The sequence below is a fragment of the Microbacterium sp. CFH 31415 genome, from assembly GCF_022538185.1.
GTDB lineage: Bacteria > Actinomycetota > Actinomycetes > Actinomycetales > Microbacteriaceae > Microbacterium.
In genome coordinates this window covers 103,712-124,938 of the sequence record NZ_JAKYXC010000010.1, presented here as the reverse complement: position 1 = coordinate 124,938, position 21,227 = coordinate 103,712, and the positions used below count along the sequence as shown (strand labels likewise).

Here is a 21,227-nt window from a genome sequence, read left to right as displayed (position 1 = left end):
CGGTGCCGAATCGCGTCACCCGACGACGGCTGCGGCGCTCCGAGGCGCCCGGCTCGAGGGAGCGGACCGGATCCCCACCGTCAGCAGGTAGCCGACCATCCACAGTTCGCCGACCGTCGCCGGGATGCCGAGGAGGTCGGCGGTGCCGCCGGCTTCGGGCAGCGCCGCAGCGAGCACCGCGCTCGTGACGTAGCAGGCGCCGCCGGCGATGAGGAGCACGCCGAGAAGTCGCGGCATGAGTCGCGTGGCGAGGATGAACGTGCCCATCGGGACGAGCCACAGGCCGAAGAAGACGGCGCCCGTGGTCCAGAAGGCATCCGCGACGCTGCGCAGCGGCGCGGCGCCGCCGGCGTCACTGCCGGTCTCCGCCGGGGCCGCGAGTGCCGCGGTGAGCAGGGCGGCGCTGCCCAGGATCGCGATCGCGTTGGCGATGCCGAACGTCGCGACCGCGTACGCCTCGGTGGGGCGATCGCGGCGGTACAGGGCGAAGAAGCCGACGGCGGCGAGCGACTGCGCGACCACCACGCCGAGCTCGAGCGCGACGCCGAGCCGCGCGAAGCCGGCGCTCTCGGCGGCGAGCGGTCGCACGAGCAGGAAGCCGAGCGCGCCGAGCACGGCGAGGGCGAGGTAGGCGCCGCCGGTCCAGCGGGCGGTGCGGCGAAGAGCGTTCATGTCTGGTCCTCCGGTTGTGTAAAAGATTCTTGACAGTGACCGTAGGTGGGCCTTACGGTGTGTGTCAAGAATCTTTTACAGCCCACCCGGGGGAGTCATGGTCTACGAAGAGCGCAACGTGTGGGCCGGCCTGATCGTCAGCGTCATCGGCATGGCCGTCTACACCGTGATCGTGCTGCAGCAGGCGGCGTCGCGGCCGGTCACCGAGATCGACTGGGTGCCGATCATGCTGTGGACGATCGGGCTCAGCATCGTCGCGACGATCGTGCTCAGCATCCTGTGGGGCATCCTCGCGGGAATCCGCGACCCCGACGGGGTCGGCAAGTCCGACCAGCGAGACCGCGACATCAGCCACATGAGCACCCGCGTCGGCCAGGCGTTCCTCGTGATCGCCGGCCTCGGCGTGATCATCGAGTGCGCCTTCCGGCTGGACTGGTTCTGGATCGCCAACACGATGTACTACGGCTTCGCCCTCTCGGCCATCGTGGGCGGCATCGCGAGCGTCGTCGCCTACCGGCGGGGGCTCGTCTGATGGTCAAGCCCACCAGGGTCACCAACTCGATCCGCAGCGTGCGGGAATCGAGGGGGGTGACGCAGGCCGAGCTCGCCCGTCAGGTCGGTGTCACGCGCCAGACCCTCATCGCCATCGAGCAGGGCCGCTACTCTCCGACCCTCGAGCTCGCATTCCAGATCTCCCGCGTGTTCGGCGTGGGGCTCGACGACCTCTTCCAGTACCCGGAGGCATGACATGACTGCGACATCCCCCGGCGCGCGCGACGCGTCGCTCTCGACCGACGGCATGACCGCATGGGTCCAGCGCAGGTACGGCGGCCCCGAGACCGTCCGCCCCGAGCGCATCGACGTGCCCGCCCCCGGTCACGGCGAGGTGCTGCTCCGCCTGCGCGCGACCGGCGTCAACAACGGCGACACGCGCGTGATGCGCGGTGAGCCGCTCCTCCTGCGTCTCGCGTTCGGACTGCGCAGGCCGGCGCAGCCGGTGCGGGGGATGGATGCCGCGGGCACAGTGATCGCGCTCGGCGAAGGCGTCACCGGGTTCGCGCCGGGCGACGAGGTCGTGTGCGAGCTGCCCGGCGGCGGCGGGCTCGCGGGTTACGCGGTCGCACCGGTGAAGCGGCTCGTCCGGCGCCCCGCCGCGCTCGATCCCGTCATCGCCGCCGCGCTCCCGATCGCCGGCGGCACGGCGTGGCAGGCGCTCGAGCGGGGCGGCGTGGCGGAGGGCATGCGGGTTCTCGTGATCGGGGCCTCCGGCGGTGTCGGCACGCTCACCGTGCAGCTCGCCACGCTGCGCGGCGCCGACGTGTGGGCGCTGTGCGGAGAGCGCAGTCGCGAGCTGGTGGAGCGACTCGGCGCATCCCGCACCTTCGACTACCGCACCGTGCAGCCCGGGTCGCCCGAACTCGGCGCGGAGGCGTTCGACGTCGTCATCGACATCGCCGGCACCTCGTCGCTGCGATCGCTGCAGCCCCTGGTGCACGACGGCGGCGCCGTGGTGCTCGTGTCGGGCGAGGGTGGGCGCGTTCTCGGGCCGATCGGCCGCATCATCACGGCCACGCTGCGCTCGATCGGCTCGAAGCGTCCGCTGCGCCCACTCGCAGCCGTGGCGAAGACCGACGTCCTTGCCGAACTCCTCGCGCTCGCCGCCGACGGGCGCCTCGCACCGGTGATCGAGCGCACCTGGCCGCTGGCCGAAGCGGGTGACGCGCTCGCACACGTCGATGGCCGCCATGCCGTCGGGAAGACGGTCGTCACCATCGCGTGACACCGCCCTGGGGGTGATCCAGGCCCTTCCCAGGTGACGTGAGACAATGGATCCGGCGTGCCCGGTTGCCGGCTTCCGCAGCTCCGCCGGGCCTCTGGACAGCGTCCGCCGCCCCTTCGTCAGGAGCAAGATGTCCACGCAGAACACCGCGCCCGCCCCCGCCGCCACGGCCGAGGCATCCGTCACCCGCATCCAGCAGCACCGCAGCTACCTGATGTGCCGCCCCGAGCACTTCACGGTCAGCTACACGATCAACCCCTGGATGGAGCCGGCGAACCCGACCGACACGGCCAAGGCGGTCGAGCAGTGGCAGACGCTGTACGACACGTACATCTCGCTCGGCCACGACGTGCAGCTGATCGACCCGATCGAGGGGCTGCCCGACATGGTCTACACCGCCAACGGCGGGTTCATCATCGGAGGGGTCGCGTACGGCGCGAAGTTCCGCTTCCAGGAGCGTGTGCCCGAGGGTCCGGCGTTCATGGAGTGGTTCGCGGCCAACGGCTTCGAGGTCGCCGAGCCCGAAGAGGTGAACGAGGGCGAGGGCGACTTCCTGCTCGTCGGCGACACCATCCTCGCCGGCACCGGCTTCCGCTCGACGGGTGACAGCCACCGCGAGCTCGGCGAGGTCTTCGGCAAGGAGGTCGTGAGCCTCAACCTCGTCGATCCCCGCTTCTACCACCTCGACACCGCGATCTCGGTCCTCGACCCGGTGCAGGGGGAGGGCGGCGTCGAGAAGGCGAACATCGCCTACCTGCCCGGCGCGTTCGACGAGCCGAGTCGCCGCATCCTCGAGGAGCGCTACCCCGACGCGATCCTCGTCGCCGACGAGGACGGTGCCGTGTTCGGCCTGAACTCGGCCAGCGACGGCCTCAACGTGATCATCTCGCCGCGCGCGAAGGGCTTCGAAGCCCAGCTGCGCGAGCGGGGTTACAACCCGGTGCTCGTCGACCTCTCCGAGCTGCTGCTCGGCGGCGGCGGCATCAAGTGCTGCACGCTCGAGCTGCGGCGCTGACAGGAGACGACATGACCTCCACCTCGCCGGACGTCGACACCGCGATGGCCCGCATCATCGCCGATGAGCGCGCGCACGTCGCGCACAACTACCACCCGCTGCCCGTCGTGATCTCGCGCGGTGAGGGAGCGTGGGTGACCGACGTCGAGGGCAAGCGCTACCTCGACCTGCTCTCGGCCTACTCGGCACTCAACTTCGGCCACGGGCACCCTGCGATCCTCGCCGCCGCGCAGGAGCAGCTCAACCGCCTGACGCTCACCAGCCGGGCGTACCACAACGACCGCCTCGGTCCGTTCGCGGCTGCGCTGGCCGAGCTGTGCGGCAAGGACCTGGTGCTGCCGATGAACACCGGCGCCGAGGCGGTGGAGACCGGCATCAAGGTCGCGCGCGCGTGGGGCTACCGCGTGAAGGGGATCGAGCCGGATGCCGCGACCGTCGTCGTCGCGCACGGGAACTTCCACGGCCGCACCACCACGATCGTCGGCTTCAGCGACGACCCGCAGGCGCGCGACGGGTTCGGTCCCTTCACGCCGGGCTTCGTGGGCGTGCCGTACGGCGACGCCGCCGCCATCGAGGCGGCCATCACCCCGTCGACGGCCGCGGTGCTCATCGAGCCGATCCAGGGCGAGGCGGGTGTCGTGCTGCCGCCCGAGGGCTACCTGCGGGCGGTCCGAGACATCTGCACGAAGCACGACGTGCTGTTCATCGCCGACGAGATCCAGTCCGGCCTCGGCCGCGTCGGCGAGACGTTCGCGTGCGATCGCGAAGGCGTCGTGCCCGACGTGTACCTGCTCGGCAAGGCGCTGGGCGGCGGCATCCTTCCCCTCTCCGCCGTCGTCGCCGACCGCGAGATCCTCGGCGTGATCCGTCCCGGCGAGCACGGCTCGACGTTCGGCGGCAACCCGCTGGCCGCCGCCGTGGGGCTGCGCGTCGTCGAGATGCTGCAGACCGGCGAGTTCCAGACGCGGGCGAAGGCGCTCGGCGAGCACCTCGAAGCGCGCCTGCAGTCGCTCGTGGGCGAGGGCGTCACCGCGGTGCGCGTCGCCGGGCTGTGGGCCGGGGTCGACATCGACCCGGCGGTCGCCACGGGTCGCGAGATCGCCGAGCGGCTCATCGCGCGCGGCGTGCTCGCGAAGGACACCCACGGGCAGACGATCCGCATCGCTCCGCCGCTGGTGATCCGCGCGACCGAGCTCGACTGGGCGGTCGAGCAGCTGCGGTTCGTCCTCGCGGGCTGAGGCTAGCGCGCCACGACGTCTGCCACGTCGGCTTCAGCTGCGCCGGTCTCTGCGACGCCGGGTTCGGCGCCGCCGGTCAGTGTGATGCCGGCGGTCGTGATGCCGAAGTGCCGGCGCATCGCGATGCGGGCGCCCTCGGGATCGCCGGCCGCGATCGCCGCGACGATGTCGTCGTGCGACAGGTCGAACGCGGTGCCCGAGCCGTCGCGGGTGACCGCCTCGCGACGGGCGCGCATGTCGTCGTTGAGCGCGCGCTGAAGGCCCTCGCGCAGCAGATCGAGCACGGGGTTGTCGACCACGCCGAGCAGACGCCGGTGGAAGTCGGCGTCGGCCTCGTGCGCCCGCTCGATGTCGCCCGACGCCTCGGCGGCGTTCATGCGCTCGAGCGCACCGCGCAGATCGTCGATCTGCGCGGTGGTCGCCTTGCGCGCGGCCGCTTCGGCGACGGCCTCCTCGACGAGCACTCGGGCTTCGGCGACGTGCGGGCCGGTGATGTAGCCCAGCGACTGCGCGATGGTGAAGTACATGCGGACGAACCCGTACGAGGGCGTGTCGATGTAGGTGCCGCGTCCCTGCGTGCGGCGGAGGAATCCGAGGCGCTCCAGCACCGAGAGCTGTTCGCGCAGCGCGCCGCGGCTCATGCCCAGGGCGTCACCCAGCTCGCGCTCGGGCGGCAGGCGGCGCGCGCCGGTCCCGTCGTCGACCGTCGCGAGTTCGAGCAGACGGAGCACGAAGCGATCGAGGGGTTCCTGCACCAGACCTCCGGATGAGTGGGGTTCTCCCGAATGCTACCGGTCACCGCCTTCTGGTCGATGCCGAGCTCACTCGAACACGGTGATGAACCGCTCGTGCCATCCGCTCGCCCCGTCCGGCGCCGGGTGCGCCCGCTCCGACGTCTGCACCTCTCCCTCGCGGTTCGTGGCGCGGCAGCGTATGAGGTGGTCGCCGGCCTCGGCCCTCCACGGAAGGCTCCACTGCACCCAGGTGTCGTCCGAGATGGCCGTCGCCAGTTCAGCGGGCCTCCAGTCACCGTCGTCGATCTGCACCTCGACGGCCTCGATGCCGACTCCCTGCTGCCAGGCGACGCCGGCGATCACGGTGTCACCGGCCTTGAGGCCCTGTGCTCTGCGCGGCACGTCGATGCGGGACTGCACCTTGATGGGCCCGCGCTCCGACCAGCCTCGCGGCGTCCAGTAGGCCTCGTCGGCAGCGAACGTGGTCACCGTGAGTTCGGTGATCCACTTGGTCGCCGACACGTAGCCATAGAGGCCCGGGACGACCATCCGCACCGGGAACCCGTGCTCAGGCGGCAGCGGCTCGCCGTTCATCCCGACGGCGAGGAGCGCGTTGCGGTCATCGGTGAGTGCTTCGAGGGGAGTGGATGCCGTGAACCCGTCGATCGACCGCGACAGCACCATGTCCGCCCCCGGCGTCGGTCGTGCGCGGGCGAGCAGCTCGCGCATGGGGTAGCCCAGCCACCGGGCGTTGCCGATCAGCGATCCGCCCACCTCGTTCGACACGCACGCGAGAGTCGTGTAGCTCTCCTCGAGCGGAAGCCGCAGCAGCTCGTCCCACGTCAGCACGACCTCCTCGGCGACCATCCCGTGGATGCGCAGCGACCACTCCGCCGGGTCGACGCGGGGTACGACGAGCGCGGTGTCGATCCGGTAGAACTCGTCGTTCGGGGTGATCACCGTCGCGAGGCCGGGGATGCCGAGCTCCGCCGTCGCCGGAACGGCCGGCGCCTTCGCGGCCGGGGTCGGCAGGACGACGGCCCTGATGGCGGTGAGCGCCGCGTCCGTCGCGCGCATGGCGCTCGCGGCGACGGCCGCGAGGAGGCCTGCGGCCGCAGCGCCCGCCGACCATGCCAGGAAGCTGCGACGGCTCGGCGCGGTTTGTGTGCCGGGTGGTGCGGGGCCGGTCACCGGGGCGTCGTCGGGCCGCAGTCGCCGGATCAGCCACCATAGGGCGACCGCGCCGGCCACGCCGGCGAACGTGGACGGCAGCCACGACAGCGCGCCCGCGTTCGGACGCGTCATCGCGATGACGGCGCCCAGCACGCCGAACGCGAGCACCACCACGCGACCCCACGGCGGACGCCGAGCTTCCAGCCAGCCGGCGAGCGCGGCGAGCACGAGCACCACGAGTGCGATGCCGACGATCAGGGCGAACTTGTCGGCGGTGCCGAACAGGGCGATCGCGGTGTCCTTCGCCCACGGCGGAGCCAGGTCGATGAGCGTGCCGCCCACCGCGACGAACGGGCCGGAGCTGGGCGCGATGAGTGCGGCCAGCAGGTCTCCGAGCCCGGCGCCGAGCGCGACGGCGCCCACTCCTGCCACCCACGCGAGGGGGGACGGGATGCCGCGTTCCCCGCGCGACTTCGCCACGATGCCAGCGTACGACCCGCGGCGGTGCTCGGGGCCAGTGGGAGCGAAACACGTCGGCAACACCGCCGCGACTAGGCTTTCCGCATGGGTGATCTCTTCGACGGCTACGGCTCCACTCTGGCGCCGCGCAAGACGGCCTCCGGAGTCCCCGCGTACGACGAGATGTTCGGGAGCCCGGCCCACCCGGGCGCGCTCGCGGAGTCACGCGAGGCCTACCGCGAGCTCTACCAGGCGCTCGCGCAGATGACGCAGGAAGAGCTGCGCGGGCGCACCGATTCGCTGGCCAGCTCGTACCTCGCGCAGGGCGTCACGTTCGACTTCGCGGGCGAGGAGCGGCCGTTCCCGCTGGACGCCGTGCCCCGCGTCATCACGTACGACGAGTGGTCGCGGATCGAGGCCGGCGTGAAGCAGCGCGTCAAGGCGCTCGAGGCGTTCCTCGACGATGCGTACGGCCGCCAGCACTGCGTGCGCGACGAGGTGCTGCCCGCCGGGCTCATCGCGTCGTCGCAGTACTTCTACCGTCAGGCCGCGGGCATCCACTCTGCGAACGGCGTGCGCATCCAGGTCTCGGGCATCGACCTCATCCGCGACGAGCACGGCGAGATGCGTGTGCTCGAAGACAACGTGCGCGTGCCGTCGGGCGTCAGCTACGTCATCTCGAACCGTCGGGTCATGGCCCAGACCCTGCCCGAGCTGTTCGTGTCGATGCGCGTCCGCCCGGTCGGCGACTACCCGAACAAGCTGCTCGCTGCGCTGCGTGCCTCGGCTCCGGCGGGCATCGAAGACCCGAACGTCGTCGTGCTCACTCCGGGTGTCTACAACTCGGCCTACTTCGAGCACACGCTGCTCGCGCGGCTCATGGGCGTCGAGCTCGTCGAGGGCCGCGACCTGCTGTGCGTCGGCGGCAAGGTCTTCATGCGCACGACCCGCGGGCCGAAGCGCGTCGACGTGATCTACCGCCGCGTCGACGACGAGTTCCTCGATCCGCTGCAGTTCCGCGCCGACTCCATGCTCGGCGCTCCCGGACTCATGCTGGCGGCGCGCCTGGGCAACGTCACGATCGCCAACGCGGTCGGCAACGGCGTCGCCGACGACAAGCTGCTCTACACCTACGTGCCCGACCTCATCCGCTACTACCTGGCCGAGGAGCCGATCCTCAAGAACGTCGACACCTGGCGCCTCGAGGACCCGAACGCGCTCGAAGAGGTGCTCGACCGTCTCGACGAGCTCGTGGTCAAGCCGGTCGACGGGTCGGGCGGCAAGGGACTGGTGGTCGGTCCGGATGCCTCACCCGCCGAGCTCGACAAGCTCCGGCAGCGGCTGCTCGCCGACCCGCGCGGATGGATCGCTCAGCCCGTGGTCATGCTCTCGACGATCCCGACGCTGGTCGAGGACGGCATGCGCCCGCGACACGCCGACCTGCGACCGTTCGCCGTGAACGACGGCGAGGATGTCTGGGTGCTGCCGGGAGGGCTCACGCGCGTCGCCCTCCCCGAGGGCCAGCTCGTCGTGAACTCGAGCCAGGGCGGCGGGTCGAAGGACACCTGGGTCATCGGCGGCTCGGCCCCCTCGCACGTCGAGTACGGGCAGGGCAACGGCGTCTCCGGACTCGTGGCAGACCAGGCCGCGACGATCACCGCGGCGATCCCGATCATCTACGACGGCCAGCCCGAGCCGACGCACTCGCCGCAGGACCGGCCGCGCACCCGCTCGGAGCAGCAGGAGCAGCAGCAGCAGGCCCGGTCCGAGGGCGAGGCCGAGGCATCCGTCCCCCCATTCTCCGCGAGACTTCAACGGCGCACCGAGACAGCAGACGGTAGCCGCACTCTCGGTGCACCAGTGCAGTCTCGCGACAAGTTGGGCGGGGGTGAGACGTCGTGCTGAGTCGCATCGCGGAGAGTCTCTTCTGGATCGGGCGGTACATCGAGCGCAGCGACGGCACCGCGCGCATCCTCGACGTGCACCTCCAGCTGCTGCTCGAGGATCCGTGGATCGATGAGGACACCGCCTGCCGGTCACTGCTCAGCGTCATGGGCTCGTTCCCGCCGGAGGGAGTGGAGCACGTGCGGCGGGAAGACGTGCTCGCCCGTCTCGCCGTCGACCGCATGAACCCGTCGAGCATCGCCTACGCGCTGACGGCGTCGCGTGAGAACGCCCGCCGTGCGCGCGAGATCGTGTCGACCGAACTGTGGGAGACGCTGAACACCACCAACGCGCGCATGCCGCGCCGGCTGCAGACCGACAAGGTGCACGAGTTCTTCCAGTGGGTGCGTGAGCGTGCGGCGCTCGCCGTGGGCATCGTCGACTCGTCGACGAGCCGCGACGAGGCCTGGCAGTTCTTCACGCTGGGCCGCAGCATCGAGCGCACCGACATGACGGCGCGTCTGCTCGCGACGAGGTCGCTGACCGAGGCATCCGGTCCCTCCTGGACCACCATCCTGCGATCGTGCGGCGCCTACGAGGCGTACCTGCGCACCTACCGCGGCATGCCCAGTGCCCGCAACGCCGCCGAATTCCTGCTGCTCGACCGGCTCTTCCCGCGGTCGATCATCTACTCGATCCAGCGCGCCGAGGAGTGCATGAGCGCCATCGACCCCCGCGCCGATCGCGTCGGCCACTCCAACACCGTGCTACGAGCGCTCGGGCAGATCCGCAACGACCTCGAGTACAGGCCGATCGGCGAGATCCTCGGTGAACTGCCGCAGCACATGGACCGCGTGCAGAAGGTGACGCGCGAGGCGTCCGAGGCCATCCGGGGCCGGTTCTTCCCGACGCAGGCCGAGCCGAGCTGGATCGGAGAGATCTCGTGAAAAGGCTCAGGATCGAGCACCAGACGGGCTTCAGCTACCAGGGTGACGTGTCGGCCTCCTACAACGAGGCCCGCATGCTGCCGGGCTCGACCGACAGCCAGTTCGTCCTCAACTCATCGCTCGACATCGAGCCGTCGACGTCGGTGAACCAGTACGTCGACTACTTCGGCACGCGTGTCGCCGCGTTCGACGTGCTGTCGCCGCATTCCGCGCTGACGATCACCGCCAAGTCTCTCGTCGAGGTGCGCCCACGGCCGCTCGAGCACGTCGACGTGACGTGGCACGGGCTCGCCCGCGAGTCGGCGCGTTCGATCGAGACGGTCGAACAGATGACGCAGACGGGACGCACGCGCCCGCATCCCGAGGTCGCCGAACTGGCCCGCTCGATCGCCTCCGGCCACGACCACCCGGGGCGGGCGGCGCACGCGATCGCCACAGGGATCGGCGACGCCGTCGAGTACATGCACGGCATCACCGGCGTCCACTCCACGGCGCACGAGGCGTGGGAGGCGCGCAAGGGCGTCTGTCAGGACATCGCGCACATCACCCTCGGTGCGCTCCGCGAGGTCGGCATCCCCGCGCGGTACGTGTCGGGCTACCTGCACCCGCGCCCGTCGGCCGACGTCGGCGTCGCGGTGACGGGCGAGTCCCACGCGTGGATCGAGTGGTTCGCCGGGGAGTGGCAGGGCTTCGACCCGACCAACAACATCGAGATCGGAGACCGCCACGTGCTGGTGGGCCGCGGTCGCGACTACGGCGACGTGCCGCCCCTGCGAGGCGTGTACGCCGGCCCGTTCAAGAGCCACCTGCACGTGAAGGTGACCATCACCCGCGAAGCGTAGGGAGCGGGGAGGGGCGGATCGGTTCCTGAGATCAGGCGGGCGGGGCGTCGGGGTCCAGCGTCTTCAGGGTGTCCTCTTCGACCGGGTTGTCGGCGTCCAGCTGCTCCTCGGTCGTCTCGTCGCCGCCGACCGGGTCGTCCTGGTCGACGGGTTCGTCTTCGGCTCGGCGCTCATCCATGCCCCCACGCTAGGCCCGACGCTCGCGAGCGGGCCAGGGGTTGACGAACGCCGACGCGAGGGGGAGGCGTTTCAGCGCGGGGAGGTTCTCCCGGCGGACGCGCCTGTATCGTGTCACGCATCGCCCGGCCGCCACGAGGAGGAAACCGATCCATGTCGGTCCACCGCACCGAGTCCGTGTCCCGCCTGATGCCGAGACCGTCTTGACGCGCAACTGGGCGGGCACCTACGACTACACCGCACCCCGGATCGTTCCGGTGTGGAGCGAAGCCGATGTGCTGCGCGAGCTCGCGGGCACCGAAGGTCGCGTACACGCCCTGGGCACCCGGCACTCCTTCACCGACCTGCCCGACACGACGGGCGCGCTGCTCGACCTCGCGGGGCTCGAGGGCGGGTTCGCGCTGGGCGACGGCACCGTCCGGGTCGCTGCGGGGACCCGCTACGGCGTGCTCGCCGCGTGGCTCGATGAGCGCGGCCTCGCCCTGCACAACCTGGGCTCGCTGCCCCACATCTCTGTCGCCGGGGCCACCGCCACCGGCACCCACGGGTCGGGCGACCGCAACGGGGTGCTGACCAGCGCGGTGCGCGGCATCCGATTCGCCGATGCCGACGGAGAGGTGCGCGAGGTCCGACGCGGCGACGCCGACTTCGACGCGCTCGCGGTGGGCGTCGGCGCCTTCGGCGTGCTGGTGTCCCTCGACATCGAGACGCAGCCGTCGTACCGGGTGCGGCAGGACGTCTATCGAGGAGTGTCGTGGGATGCCGCCCTCGCCGCCCTGGACGCGGTCACCGGCGCCGGCTACAGCGTCTCGGTGTTCACCCGGTGGGAGGAGGCGTCGATCGGGTGGGTGTGGGTCAAGTCCCGCATCGACGCCGACGACCAGCCCGTTCCGGCCGACCTGCTCGACGGCGTGCTCGACGTCGACGCCGAGCCGCTCGGTGAGCTGGCGGACGTGACCGAGCTGCGGGGAGTTCCCGGGCCATGGATGCTGCGGCTGCCGCACTTCCGCCTGGACGGCACGCCCTCGTTCGGAGACGAGATCCAGAGCGAGTACTTCGTCGCCCGCCCGCAGGCGCCCGGCGCCCTGAGGGCGATGCGGGAGCTCGGCGACGCCATCCGTCCGCTGCTGTTCGTGAGCGAGCTGCGCACGGCGGCGGCCGATGAGCTGTGGCTCAGCCCCGCGTCAGGGCAGGACGTCGTGGCGATCCACTTCACCTGGCGGAACGATCCGGCCGCGGTCGCCGCCGTGCTGCCGCGCATCGAGGAGGCTCTGCGGCCGTTCGGCGCGCGCCCGCACTGGGGCAAGCGCCACGGGTTCGACCGCTCTGCGATCGAGCGCGTGCATCCGCGGCTGGCCGACGCCCGCGCGGTGTACGAGCGGCTCGATCCTCGAGGGCGCTTCTCGAACGGCCACCTCGAGCGCGTGGGCGTGCGCGAGGAGCGCTGAGGTGCCCGGGCGCCGCCGCGACTCCCGGCCTCAGCTCGCGCGGCGGTCGCGCAGCAGGTCGGCGTCAGTGGGCACGCGCACGGGCGTGGTCGAGGCGACCTCGTCGCTGAACTCCTCGGGGGCGGGCTGCACCACCGAGAGAGGACGCGTCTCATCGATCGTGAGCCGGAACCGGCGCTCCTCGTGCCGGTGCAGGCGGCCCGAAACGACCAGCCAGGTCGCGCCGATGGCGAACGCCACGATGGCCGCGCCGGCTCCGAGCAGGATCGCCTGGCGGGGGCCGAACTCGGCGGCGACCCACCCGACGATCGGCGCCCCGATCGGAGTGCCGCCCATGAGGATCGCCATGTACAGCGCGAGCACACGGCCCCGAAGTGCTGGGTCCGTCGTCGTCTGGACGTAGCCGTTGGCCGTCGTCAGCATCGTCACGACAGCGAACCCGGTGAACATGAGCGTGACGGCATATGCCCAGTACGAGGGCATGAAGGCCGAGACGGCGGCGGCGCCGGCGAAGAGCAGGGTGCCGCCGATGACGACGCGGATGCGTGCCCGATCGCGCCGGGCGGCCATGAGTGCGCCCGCCAGCGAGCCGACCGCGAGGATCGAGCTGAGCAGTCCGTATCCGTCGGCCTCCTGGCCGAATTCGAGCGCCATGGTCGAGGCGAAGATCGGGAAATTCATGCCGAACGCGCCCACGAGGAACACCATGGCGAATGTCACCAGGAGGTCGGGGCGACGGGCGACGTAGCGGAACCCGTCGGCCAATCGCGAGGGGCCGGTGGCCTTCACGCGCGGCACGAGCTCGTCGGTGCGGATGAGCAGAAGCGCGACGATCATGCCGAGGAAGGTGATGCCGTTGACGAGGAACACCCAGCCCGTGCCGACCGCGACGATCACGACACCGGCGACGGCGGGGCCGATCATCCGCGCGCCGTTGAACGAGGCGGCGTTCAGCGCGACGGCGTTGGAGGCGATCTCGCGCGACACCAGGTCGGAGACGAATGCCTGGCGCGCCGGGTTGTCGAACGCCGCGATCACGCCGAGCCCGAGTGCGAACGCGTACATGAGCGGCAGCGTCATCAGTCCGAGAAGCAGCAGGATGCCGATCACGACGCCGACGAGCAGCAGGAGGCTCTGCGTCATGACGAGCAGCTTGCGGCGGTCGAACCTGTCGGCGACGAAGCCGGTCACTCCGACCAGGAGCAGCGGGGGAGCGAACTGCAGCGCCATCGTGACGCCCATCGCGGCGGCGTCATTGGCGGTGAGCTCGGTCAGCACCACCCAGCTGAGGGCGGTCGCCTGCATCCATGCGCCCACGTTCGAGACGAGGGCGCCGATGAACCAGACCCGGTAGTTGAAGATCGAGAAGGATCGGAACATGGCGCTCACAGAGCGACCATCCGCTGCATGATCTCTGCCGCCTTCGCGAGCGTGTCGCGTTCGTCGGGGGAGAGCTGGTCGAGCGCCGCCTCGACCCACGCGTCGCGCCGACGGGCCGTTTCGTCCACGACGGCGCGGCCGGTGCGGGTCAGCGAGATCACGACCTTGCGGCCGTCGTTCTCGTCGGCGGAGCGCACGACGTAGTCCGATTCCTGCAGGCAGTTGACGGTGCGGTTCATCGACGGGGCGGACACCCGCTCGCGCTCGGCCAACTCGCCGAGCGTGTGCGGGCCGTGCACCCAGAGCGCGGCGAGCACGGCGAACTGGCCGTCGCTCATCGAGTCGACGGCGCGCTGCGTGCGCATACGGCGGGCGAGCCGGAAGGTTGCGATGCGGAGCGCGGAGGCCGCCGCGGAATGGTCGTCGAGGTGGTCTGTCGCTGTCGTCGAAGTCGTCGTGTCAGTGCTCATGCGTTTATTTAGCATAGCTCATTAGTCTTGCTAAACAAATTCCGGATGCGTCGGCCCGAGCCCCCGCATCCGCGTCTCCTAGACTTCTGCGCATGCCCGAGTTCACCGATGCGCACGGCATCGCGATCTTCTACGACGTCCATCCCGCGAAGACCGAGCCCCGGGCGGTCGTTCAGCTGCTGCACGGTGTCGGGGAGCACGCCGGCCGCTACGGCGCCCTGATCGAGGCGCTCACAGCCGACGGGTACGCCGTGTGGGCGGCCGACCATCGCGGCCACGGCCGCACCGGCATGACCCAGCACGGCGGGGATGTCGCGCGCCTCGGCCACCTCGGCCCCGGGGGACTGCGTGCCGCACTCGCCACGATGTGGCAGTTCACCGGGCTGATCCGCGCCGAGAACCCGGACCTTCCGCTCGTGCTGCTGGGGCACTCCGGCGGCTCGGTGCTCGCGCAGATGCTGGTCAACGCACACGCCGACGCGTACGACGGTGTGGTGCTGACGGGTTCGGCACTGCGCATGCCGGGGTCGATCCACGCGAGCGGCCTCAACAAGCCCTGGGACGGCCCCGGCGCGATGGGCACGGAGTGGCTGGCGAGCGACCTGTCGGTCGGGCGGGCGTTCCTCGACGATCCGCTCACCACCACCGAGGAGCCGATCAAGCTCATCGGCGTGCTCGACTCGCTGCGCATGTACGGTCTGCCGCGGCGCGACCTCGGTCGCGACATCCCCCTCCTCCTGATGGTCGGCCGTGACGACACGGTCGGCGGACCACGCAGCGTGCACAAGCTCGCCGACGCCTACCGCACGCGGTCGGGGCTCACCGACGTGACGACGCTCGTCTACCCAGACACGCGACACGAGGTCTTCAACGATGTGACCCAGGAGGACGTCCGGGCCGACCTGCTCGCGTGGCTCGACCAGCGGTTCCCGATGCGCGTCTGAGGTCTGTTCGCAGCTGCGCCCGTTGACGCGCGGGGCCCAGGTGCGCCATCCTGTCACCAATGAACGCCATGGGAGCGCTCCCACGCTCGCGCGGCGGTCGGGCAGCGACGCCGATGTCGCGAGCCTCGGTCGACGATGACCTCGAGAGGAATCCTCCCCATGTCCCACTCATCCCCCCGCTCGTCACGACGGAGGGCGGTCGCGCTCGGCGCGGCAGCAGCCCTCGCCGCCGGACTCGCGATCCCCCTCGCCGCCGCCCCTGCGGGTGCCGTGGACGGCGGCCTGCCCGGTTCGGAGCTCTTCCTGAATCCGTGGAGCACCACGCTCGAGGCCGCGCAGTCGCTGCGCGGCCAGGCACGCGCCGACGCCCAGCTGCTCGGCTCGATCCCCTCGGCCGACTGGTTCACGGACGGCACCCCTGCGGAGGTCGAGGCCGCAGTCGACGACGTCGTGAGCGCCGCGGCGGCGAAGGGGCAGATGCCCGTGCTCGTGGCGTACTACCTGCCGTTCCGCGACTGCGCCCAGTACTCCGCGGGCGGCGCGCTGGACACGGCCGGCTACCAGGCGTGGATCGACGGCTTCGCGGCAGGCATCGGCGACCGGCCGGCGACGGTCATCCTCGAGCCCGACGGCCTCGGCATCATCCCGCACTACACGACCCTCGACGGCGTGACGGAGTGGTGCCAGCCGGCCGAGGTGCCCGCCGAGACGGCCGCCGCCGACCGTTACACGCAGCTGAACTACGCCGTCGACACGCTCGGCGGGCTCGCGAGCACGTCGGTCTACCTCGACGGCACCGGATCGAGCTGGCTCAACGTCGGCGAGATCTCGGACCGCCTGATCAAGGGCGGTGTGCAGCGCGCAGACGGGTTCTTCCTCAACGCCTCGAACTACCAGTTCACGGCCAACTCGACCTACTTCGGCCGATGGATCTCGTCGTGCATCGCGTACGTCACCGAGGTGAACCCGGGCGACTTCGGCTCGTGCGGCAACCAGTACTGGAACGGCGGCCCGGCGACGGAATGGAACGGCACGACGATGTCGCCCTACGGCGAGTGGGGACCGGGCGACGCGGACCTCGCCCTGAACGTCGACGGTGTGGAGTCGCGCTACGACCTCATCCTCGGCGGCGTCGAGCCGACAACACGCTTCGTCGTCGACACCAGCCGCAACGGGCTCGGCCCCTGGGACTACCCCGACGGCGTCTACCCCGAGCACGAGGACTGGTGCAACCCGCCTGACCGCGGCCTCGGCCTGCGGCCCACCACCGAGACGGGGGTCGCGCTCGTCGACGCCTACCTGTGGATCAAGGTGCCGGGCGAGTCCGACGGCAAGTGCTACCGCGGCACGGGCGGTCCGCTCGATCCCGAGCGCGGCATGGAGGACCCCGCCGCCGGTCAGTGGTTCGCCGAACAGGCGCGGGAGCTGATCGCCCTCGCGAACCCGCCGATCGCTGCGCTCGACTGCCACGTCAAGGTCGTCGGCACGAAGATCGGCAAGGGCTTCATCGCCGCATTGACGGTCCGCAACAACGGGACGTCGACCCTCGACCCCTGGACCCTGACCTGGTCGTTCGACGGCACGCAGAAGGTCGTCAAGGTCGTCGGCGGCGATGTCGAGCAGGAGGGCGCGAACGTCGCGGTCGAGGGCGCACGATCGCTGCGGCCGGGCAAGACGGCGGCGCTCGTGGTGACGGGCACCGGCGCGGCGGTTGAGCCGTGGCAGTTCCACCTCAACGGGAAGGCCTGCACCTCCTGAAAACGGACGGCGGCGCCGGGATGCTTCCGCCCGGCGCCGCCGCCTCTCCCGGAGGCTTCGCGCGCCAGTCTCTCCCTGACGGCCGGTGCGCCGCCTCTCCCGGAGGCTCCGCGCGCCAGCCCTAATAGGCTGAACCCATGCACGGCGAATACAAGGTGCCCGGAGGCAAGCTGGTCGTCGTCGACCTCGAGGAGCGCGACGGCCGCATCGCCGACTTCCACCTCGCCGGCGACTTCTTCCTCGAGCCCGACTCCGCCCTCGACGACATAGACGCCGCGGTCAACGGCCTGCCGGTCGAAGCCGACGTCACGACGATCGCCGGCGCCGTGCGCGCGGCCCTCCCCGAAGGTGCGCAGCTGCTCGGCTTCACTCCCGAGGCGGTCGGCACCGCGGTCCGCCGCGCGCTGGTGACGGCACCGGGCTGGCGCGACTTCGACTGGGAGATCGTGCACGAGAAGCCCGTTTCACCGCGCATGAACCTCGCGCTCGACGAGGTGCTCACCGGCCGCGTCGGCGACGGCCGCCGTCGCCCGACCTTGCGGCTGTGGGAGTGGGATGAGTCGGCCGTCGTGATCGGGTCGTTCCAGTCGCTGCGCAACGAAGTCGACCCCGACGGCGCCGAGCGGCACGGGTTCGACGTCGTGCGCCGCATCTCGGGCGGGGGCGCGATGCTCATGGCCGCGAACTCGATCGTGACCTACTCGCTGTACGTGCCGGCATCCCTCGTCGCCGGACTGACCTTCGCCGACTCGTACGCGTTCCTCGACGACTGGGTGCTGCAGGCTCTGCGCTCGCTCGGAATCGAGGCCACCTATCAGCCGCTCAACGACATCGCGTCGCCGCAGGGCAAGATCGGCGGGGCGGCGCAGAAGCGCCTGGCGAACGGCGGTGTGCTGCACCATGCGACGCTGAGCTACGACATGGACGGCCGGGTGATGACCGAGGTGCTGCGCATCGGCCGCGAGAAGCTCAGCGACAAGGGCACGACGTCGGCCGCGAAGCGCGTCGACCCGCTGCGCCGCCAGACCGGGCTGCCGCGAGAGGCGATCATCGAGCGTTTCAAGGAGACGTTCGCCAAGCTCTACGGTGCCGTCCCGGGAAGTATCACCGAAGAGGAATACGCCGAGGCCGAGGCGCTCGTCGAGTCGAAGTTCGCCACCGACGCCTGGCTTCGCCGGGTGCCGTGACGCACCTGACCGAGGCAGGGCGACCGTGAGCGCGCCCGCGACCGGGGCCGAGGCATCCGGAGCCGTCGAGATCCACGTGGGGGACAACCTCGACGTCATCCGCGGATTCGCCGACGGCTCCTTCACGCTGGTGTACCTCGACCCGCCGTTCAACACCGGGCGCAGGCAGGAGCGCGCGACCGAGACGGCGCGCCCGCCGCGCCATGACCGTGCCGCCGACGCGGTCGTGCGCCGGGGCTTCCACGGTCGCGACTACGAGCGGCTGCGCGGGGACCTGCGCGCGTACGGCGACCGGTTCGACGACTACTGGGGCTTCCTCGAGCCGCGGCTCATCGAGGCATGGCGGCTGCTCGCCGAGGACGGCACGCTGTACCTGCACCTCGACTATCGCGAGGCGCATTACGCCAAGGTGCTGCTCGACGCGCTCGTCGGCCGCGACAAGTTCCTCAACGAGCTCATCTGGGCCTACGACTACGGCGCGAAGACGCGCAAGCGGTGGCCCACCAAGCACGACACGATCCTCGTGTACGTGAAGGATCCCGACCGGTACTGGTTCGACTCCGAGGCCGTCGATCGCGAGCCGTACATGGCGCCCGGCCTCGTCACGCCCGAGAAGGCCGCGCGCGGCAAGCTCCCGACCGACGTCTGGTGGCACACGATCGTGCCGACGACCGGGCGGGAGAAGACCGGTTACCCGACGCAGAAGCCCGAAGGTGTGCTGCGCCGGATCGTGCAGGCCTCGTCGCGCCCCGGCGATCGCGTGCTGGACTTCTTCGCGGGCAGCGGCACCACGGGTGCCGTGGCTTCTGCGCTCGGGCGCGACGCGGTGCTCGTCGACGACAACCCCGACGCGATCGCCGTGATGAGGCAGCGGATGCCGCGGGCCGCGGTCGTGCGCCACGGAGGGCCGCCCTCGTAGGCTGGACCAATGCGCTTCGGAACCTTCATCCCCCAGGGCTGGCGATTCGATCTCGTCGGCATCGATCCCGCCGACCAGTGGCGGGTCATGGCGACCCTCGCCCAGCTCGCCGACGAGGGCCCGTGGGAGTCGCTGTGGGTCTACGACCACTTCCACACCACTCCTGTCGCGTCGGAGGAGGCGACCCACGAGGCCTGGACGCTCATGGCCGCGTTCGCCGCCTCGACCCGCCGCATCCGCCTCGGCCAGATGTGCACGTGCATGGCGTACCGAAACCCCGCCTACCTCGCGAAGGTCGCGGCGACCGTCGACGCCGTGTCGGGCGGTCGCACGGAGATGGGTATCGGCGGCGGCTGGTACGAGCACGAGTGGCGGGCGTACGGCTACGGCTTCCCCGAGGTGAAGGACCGTCTCGGGATGCTGCGCGAAGGCGTCGACATCATGACCCAGGCCTGGAGCACCGGCAGCGCAACGCTCGACGGCAAGCACTACCAGGTCGACGGTGCGATCGTCCGTCCGCTCCCGCTGCAGGAGGGTGGGATCCCGCTGTGGGTCGCCGGCGGCGGCGAGAAGGTGACGCTGAAGATCGCGGCGAAGTACGCGGCGTACACGAACTTCAACGGCTCGCTCGAGGTGTGGGACCGCAAGAGCGAGATCCTGCGCGGGCACTGCGAGGCGATCGGCCGGGACTTCGGTTCGATCACCCGGTCGGCCAACTTCAACACCATCGTCGGCGAGACCGAGGCCGAGGCATCTGATCGCCTCGCCGCGGTCAAGGCGCGACTGCTGCCGCACGTGGGCGAGGAGCGCGCCGACGCCATCGAGGCCGAGTACCGCTCCTCGCCGGCGTTCGGCACGGTCGAGCAGGTCGCCGAGCGGCTCGGCGAGCGCGAGCGCCACGGCCTCGGCTACGCGATCCACTACTTCCCCGAGGCGGCCTACGACCGCTCGGGCGTGCAGCTCTTCGAGCGGGAGGTCGTCGGCGCCCTGGCCTGAGCCCGGAGGCGCCCTGGCCTGAGCCGGAGGCGTCCCTGCCTGAGCCCGGAGGCGCCCGGGCAGGGCGGGGCGCGGTGCGTCGGGCGGGGCCCAGTCGGCCGCCGTCAAACGGTCGGGAGAAACGGGGCGTTCGTGCGCGCGTGCGCACCTCTGGGCCCGGTTTCTCCCGACCGTTTGACGCCGCGGTCAGGGTATGCCTCCTCCCCAAGCGGACGCGCTGGGACGGCCTCCGCATGACGACGAGGTGCAGGCATAGCCGACCGTCGGATCGGCCACAGTCGCCGTGTGCTCAATCCTCCGCCCGACACGGCCATGCGCCGAAGCGACCTCATCCAGCTCGGTTGGACCGACCGCGGACTCCGGCGCGCCGTCGACGAGGGTCGGCTGCTGAAACCGCGAGACAACGCGTACCTCGATCCCGGAACGCACGTCGACTTGGTCGACGCGTGCGCGCACGGCGGTCGGCTGACCTGCGTATCCGAGCTGGCGAGGCGCGGCGTATTCGTCCTCACAGCCGACTCGCTGCACGTTCACCTCCACGATGGGCGGGATCGCGCACCGAAGCCGAGCCGCAGAGTACGGCGGCACTGGGGACGGCCGAGACGGGTGCCGCACCCCGCGTCTCTCGCCGTGGAGGTCTTCGATGCCCTCAGAGAGGCGGTGAGGTGCCAGCCGCCGCGAGGGGCGGTCGCGACCCTGGACTCTGCGCTGCACCTCGGCCTGCTTGCGACGCACGAGCTCGAGGAACTCTTCGCGACCCTCCCTGGACGCTACGCAGTCGTGCGCAGGCTCGTCGACGCGCGTTGCGAGTCAGGACCTGAATCGCTGGTGCGGCTGATCCTGAGGTCTCTCGGAGTGCACTTCGACGTGCAGGTGGTCATCTCCGGTGTCGGCCGCGTCGACTTCGTCGTCGACGGCTGGCTCATCGTCGAGTGCGACAGCTTCGAGCACCACTCGAGCTGGGACGCGCAGCGCCGCGATCGACGCCGTGATCAGCGCGCTGCTGCGCTGGGGTATGCGACGTACCGGCCGATCGCCGAAGACATCATGTGGCGTCCGGAGGAGGTGCGCGCGGCGCTGGTCGGTCTGCTCCGCAGCCGCACCGATCGACGGGCGCGATAGGACGTGGATGGTCGAAGCGTCGGGAGATTTCGGCTCTCAGAGGCGGTGAAGACCCCCAGCACGGCGTGTCGTCCCGACGGTT

General features: G+C 70.9%; 21 protein-coding genes. 15 read left to right on the top strand and 6 right to left on the bottom strand.

Annotated elements, in window-relative coordinates; all coding sequences use genetic code 11:
• Nucleotides 1-15: 15 nt before the first annotated feature.
• Nucleotides 16-672 (bottom strand): DUF4386 domain-containing protein, encoded by a 657-nt coding sequence (locus MK786_RS12505; protein ID WP_241112570.1) that lies wholly within the window; start codon nucleotides 670-672, stop codon nucleotides 16-18.
• A gap of 97 nt (nucleotides 673-769) precedes the next feature.
• Between MK786_RS12505 and MK786_RS12500 the strand changes: the two genes are divergently transcribed.
• From MK786_RS12500 to rocD, 5 genes are all read left to right on the top strand, one after another.
• Nucleotides 770-1,204 carry a hypothetical protein gene (locus tag MK786_RS12500; protein ID WP_241112569.1) on the top strand — a complete coding sequence of 145 codons (435 nt, stop codon included), beginning with the start codon at nucleotides 770-772 and terminating at the stop codon, nucleotides 1,202-1,204.
• Nucleotides 1,204-1,419 (top strand): helix-turn-helix transcriptional regulator, encoded by a 216-nt coding sequence (locus MK786_RS12495; RefSeq protein ID WP_241112568.1) that lies wholly within the window; start codon nucleotides 1,204-1,206, stop codon nucleotides 1,417-1,419. Before MK786_RS12500 ends, MK786_RS12495 begins: the two co-directional genes overlap by 1 nt.
• A 1-nt stretch (nucleotide 1,420) precedes the next feature.
• On the top strand, nucleotides 1,421-2,452 hold the full coding sequence (locus tag MK786_RS12490; protein WP_241112567.1) for an NAD(P)-dependent alcohol dehydrogenase: 1,032 nt from the start codon (nucleotides 1,421-1,423) through the stop codon (nucleotides 2,450-2,452).
• 130 nt (nucleotides 2,453-2,582) lie between these two features.
• Nucleotides 2,583-3,467, top strand: coding sequence for a dimethylargininase (gene ddaH / locus MK786_RS12485; protein ID WP_374200474.1), 885 nt, complete (start codon nucleotides 2,583-2,585; stop codon nucleotides 3,465-3,467).
• Nucleotides 3,468-3,478: 11 nt separating this feature from the next.
• Nucleotides 3,479-4,705: an ornithine--oxo-acid transaminase gene (rocD, locus tag MK786_RS12480; protein ID WP_277397551.1), complete on the top strand. Its 1,227-nt coding sequence runs from the start codon at nucleotides 3,479-3,481 to the stop codon at nucleotides 4,703-4,705.
• Nucleotides 4,706-4,707: 2 nt separating this feature from the next.
• On the opposite strand, the gene MK786_RS12475 is transcribed toward rocD, so the two are convergent.
• On the bottom strand, nucleotides 4,708-5,460 hold the full coding sequence (locus MK786_RS12475; protein WP_241112566.1) for a FadR/GntR family transcriptional regulator: 753 nt from the start codon (nucleotides 5,458-5,460) through the stop codon (nucleotides 4,708-4,710).
• A 66-nt stretch (nucleotides 5,461-5,526) separates the two neighbouring features.
• Complete coding sequence (locus MK786_RS12470) at nucleotides 5,527-7,092, bottom strand: molybdopterin-dependent oxidoreductase (protein ID WP_241112565.1); 1,566 nt, start codon at nucleotides 7,090-7,092, stop codon at nucleotides 5,527-5,529.
• Nucleotides 7,093-7,176: 84 nt separating this feature from the next.
• On the opposite strand from MK786_RS12470, the gene MK786_RS12465 reads away from it, so the two are divergent.
• From MK786_RS12465 to MK786_RS12455, 3 genes are read left to right on the top strand one after another with little or no spacing between them, the layout of a single operon-like run.
• The gene (locus MK786_RS12465; RefSeq protein ID WP_241112564.1) at nucleotides 7,177-8,976 is read left to right on the top strand and encodes a circularly permuted type 2 ATP-grasp protein; all 1,800 of its coding nucleotides are present in this window, start codon (nucleotides 7,177-7,179) and stop codon (nucleotides 8,974-8,976) included.
• A complete protein-coding gene (locus tag MK786_RS12460; RefSeq protein ID WP_241112563.1) occupies nucleotides 8,970-9,902 on the top strand; it encodes an alpha-E domain-containing protein in 933 nt (310 codons plus the stop codon). Before MK786_RS12465 ends, MK786_RS12460 begins: the two co-directional genes overlap by 7 nt.
• On the top strand, nucleotides 9,899-10,744 hold the full coding sequence (locus MK786_RS12455) for a transglutaminase family protein (protein ID WP_191764343.1): 846 nt from the start codon (nucleotides 9,899-9,901) through the stop codon (nucleotides 10,742-10,744). Before MK786_RS12460 ends, MK786_RS12455 begins: the two co-directional genes overlap by 4 nt.
• Before the next feature lie 31 nt (nucleotides 10,745-10,775).
• On the opposite strand, the gene MK786_RS12450 is transcribed toward MK786_RS12455, so the two are convergent.
• Entirely contained in the window at nucleotides 10,776-10,922 is a 147-nt protein-coding gene (locus tag MK786_RS12450; RefSeq protein WP_241112562.1) for a hypothetical protein, read from the bottom strand.
• A gap of 202 nt (nucleotides 10,923-11,124) precedes the next feature.
• On the opposite strand from MK786_RS12450, the gene MK786_RS12445 reads away from it, so the two are divergent.
• Entirely contained in the window at nucleotides 11,125-12,369 is a 1,245-nt protein-coding gene (locus MK786_RS12445; RefSeq protein WP_241112561.1) for a D-arabinono-1,4-lactone oxidase, read from the top strand.
• 30 nt (nucleotides 12,370-12,399) lie between these two features.
• On the opposite strand, the gene MK786_RS12440 is transcribed toward MK786_RS12445, so the two are convergent.
• Both MK786_RS12440 and MK786_RS12435 read right to left on the bottom strand, forming a co-directional pair.
• On the bottom strand, nucleotides 12,400-13,749 hold the full coding sequence (locus MK786_RS12440) for an MFS transporter (RefSeq protein ID WP_241112711.1): 1,350 nt from the start codon (nucleotides 13,747-13,749) through the stop codon (nucleotides 12,400-12,402).
• Between the two features lie 5 nt (nucleotides 13,750-13,754).
• A complete protein-coding gene (locus MK786_RS12435) occupies nucleotides 13,755-14,219 on the bottom strand; it encodes a MarR family winged helix-turn-helix transcriptional regulator (protein WP_241112560.1) in 465 nt (154 codons plus the stop codon).
• Between the two features lie 92 nt (nucleotides 14,220-14,311).
• On the opposite strand from MK786_RS12435, the gene MK786_RS12430 reads away from it, so the two are divergent.
• The 6 genes from MK786_RS12430 (at nucleotide 14,312) to MK786_RS16480 (ending at nucleotide 21,145) form a co-directional block, all read left to right on the top strand.
• On the top strand, nucleotides 14,312-15,163 hold the full coding sequence (locus MK786_RS12430; RefSeq protein ID WP_241112559.1) for an alpha/beta hydrolase: 852 nt from the start codon (nucleotides 14,312-14,314) through the stop codon (nucleotides 15,161-15,163).
• A 159-nt stretch (nucleotides 15,164-15,322) separates the two neighbouring features.
• On the top strand, nucleotides 15,323-16,921 hold the full coding sequence (locus MK786_RS12425) for a glycoside hydrolase family 6 protein (RefSeq protein WP_241112558.1): 1,599 nt from the start codon (nucleotides 15,323-15,325) through the stop codon (nucleotides 16,919-16,921).
• A gap of 137 nt (nucleotides 16,922-17,058) precedes the next feature.
• Entirely contained in the window at nucleotides 17,059-18,108 is a 1,050-nt protein-coding gene (locus MK786_RS12420) for a lipoate--protein ligase family protein (protein WP_241112557.1), read from the top strand.
• A 25-nt stretch (nucleotides 18,109-18,133) separates the two neighbouring features.
• A complete protein-coding gene (locus tag MK786_RS12415) occupies nucleotides 18,134-19,027 on the top strand; it encodes a site-specific DNA-methyltransferase (RefSeq protein WP_241112556.1) in 894 nt (297 codons plus the stop codon).
• Between the two features lie 9 nt (nucleotides 19,028-19,036).
• Nucleotides 19,037-20,023, top strand: a complete 987-nt coding sequence (locus tag MK786_RS12410) for an LLM class F420-dependent oxidoreductase (protein ID WP_241112555.1) — start codon at nucleotides 19,037-19,039, stop codon at nucleotides 20,021-20,023.
• Nucleotides 20,024-20,653: 630 nt separating this feature from the next.
• On the top strand, nucleotides 20,654-21,145 hold the full coding sequence (locus MK786_RS16480) for a DUF559 domain-containing protein (RefSeq protein ID WP_241112554.1): 492 nt from the start codon (nucleotides 20,654-20,656) through the stop codon (nucleotides 21,143-21,145).
• The last annotated feature ends 82 nt before the right edge of the window (nucleotides 21,146-21,227 follow it).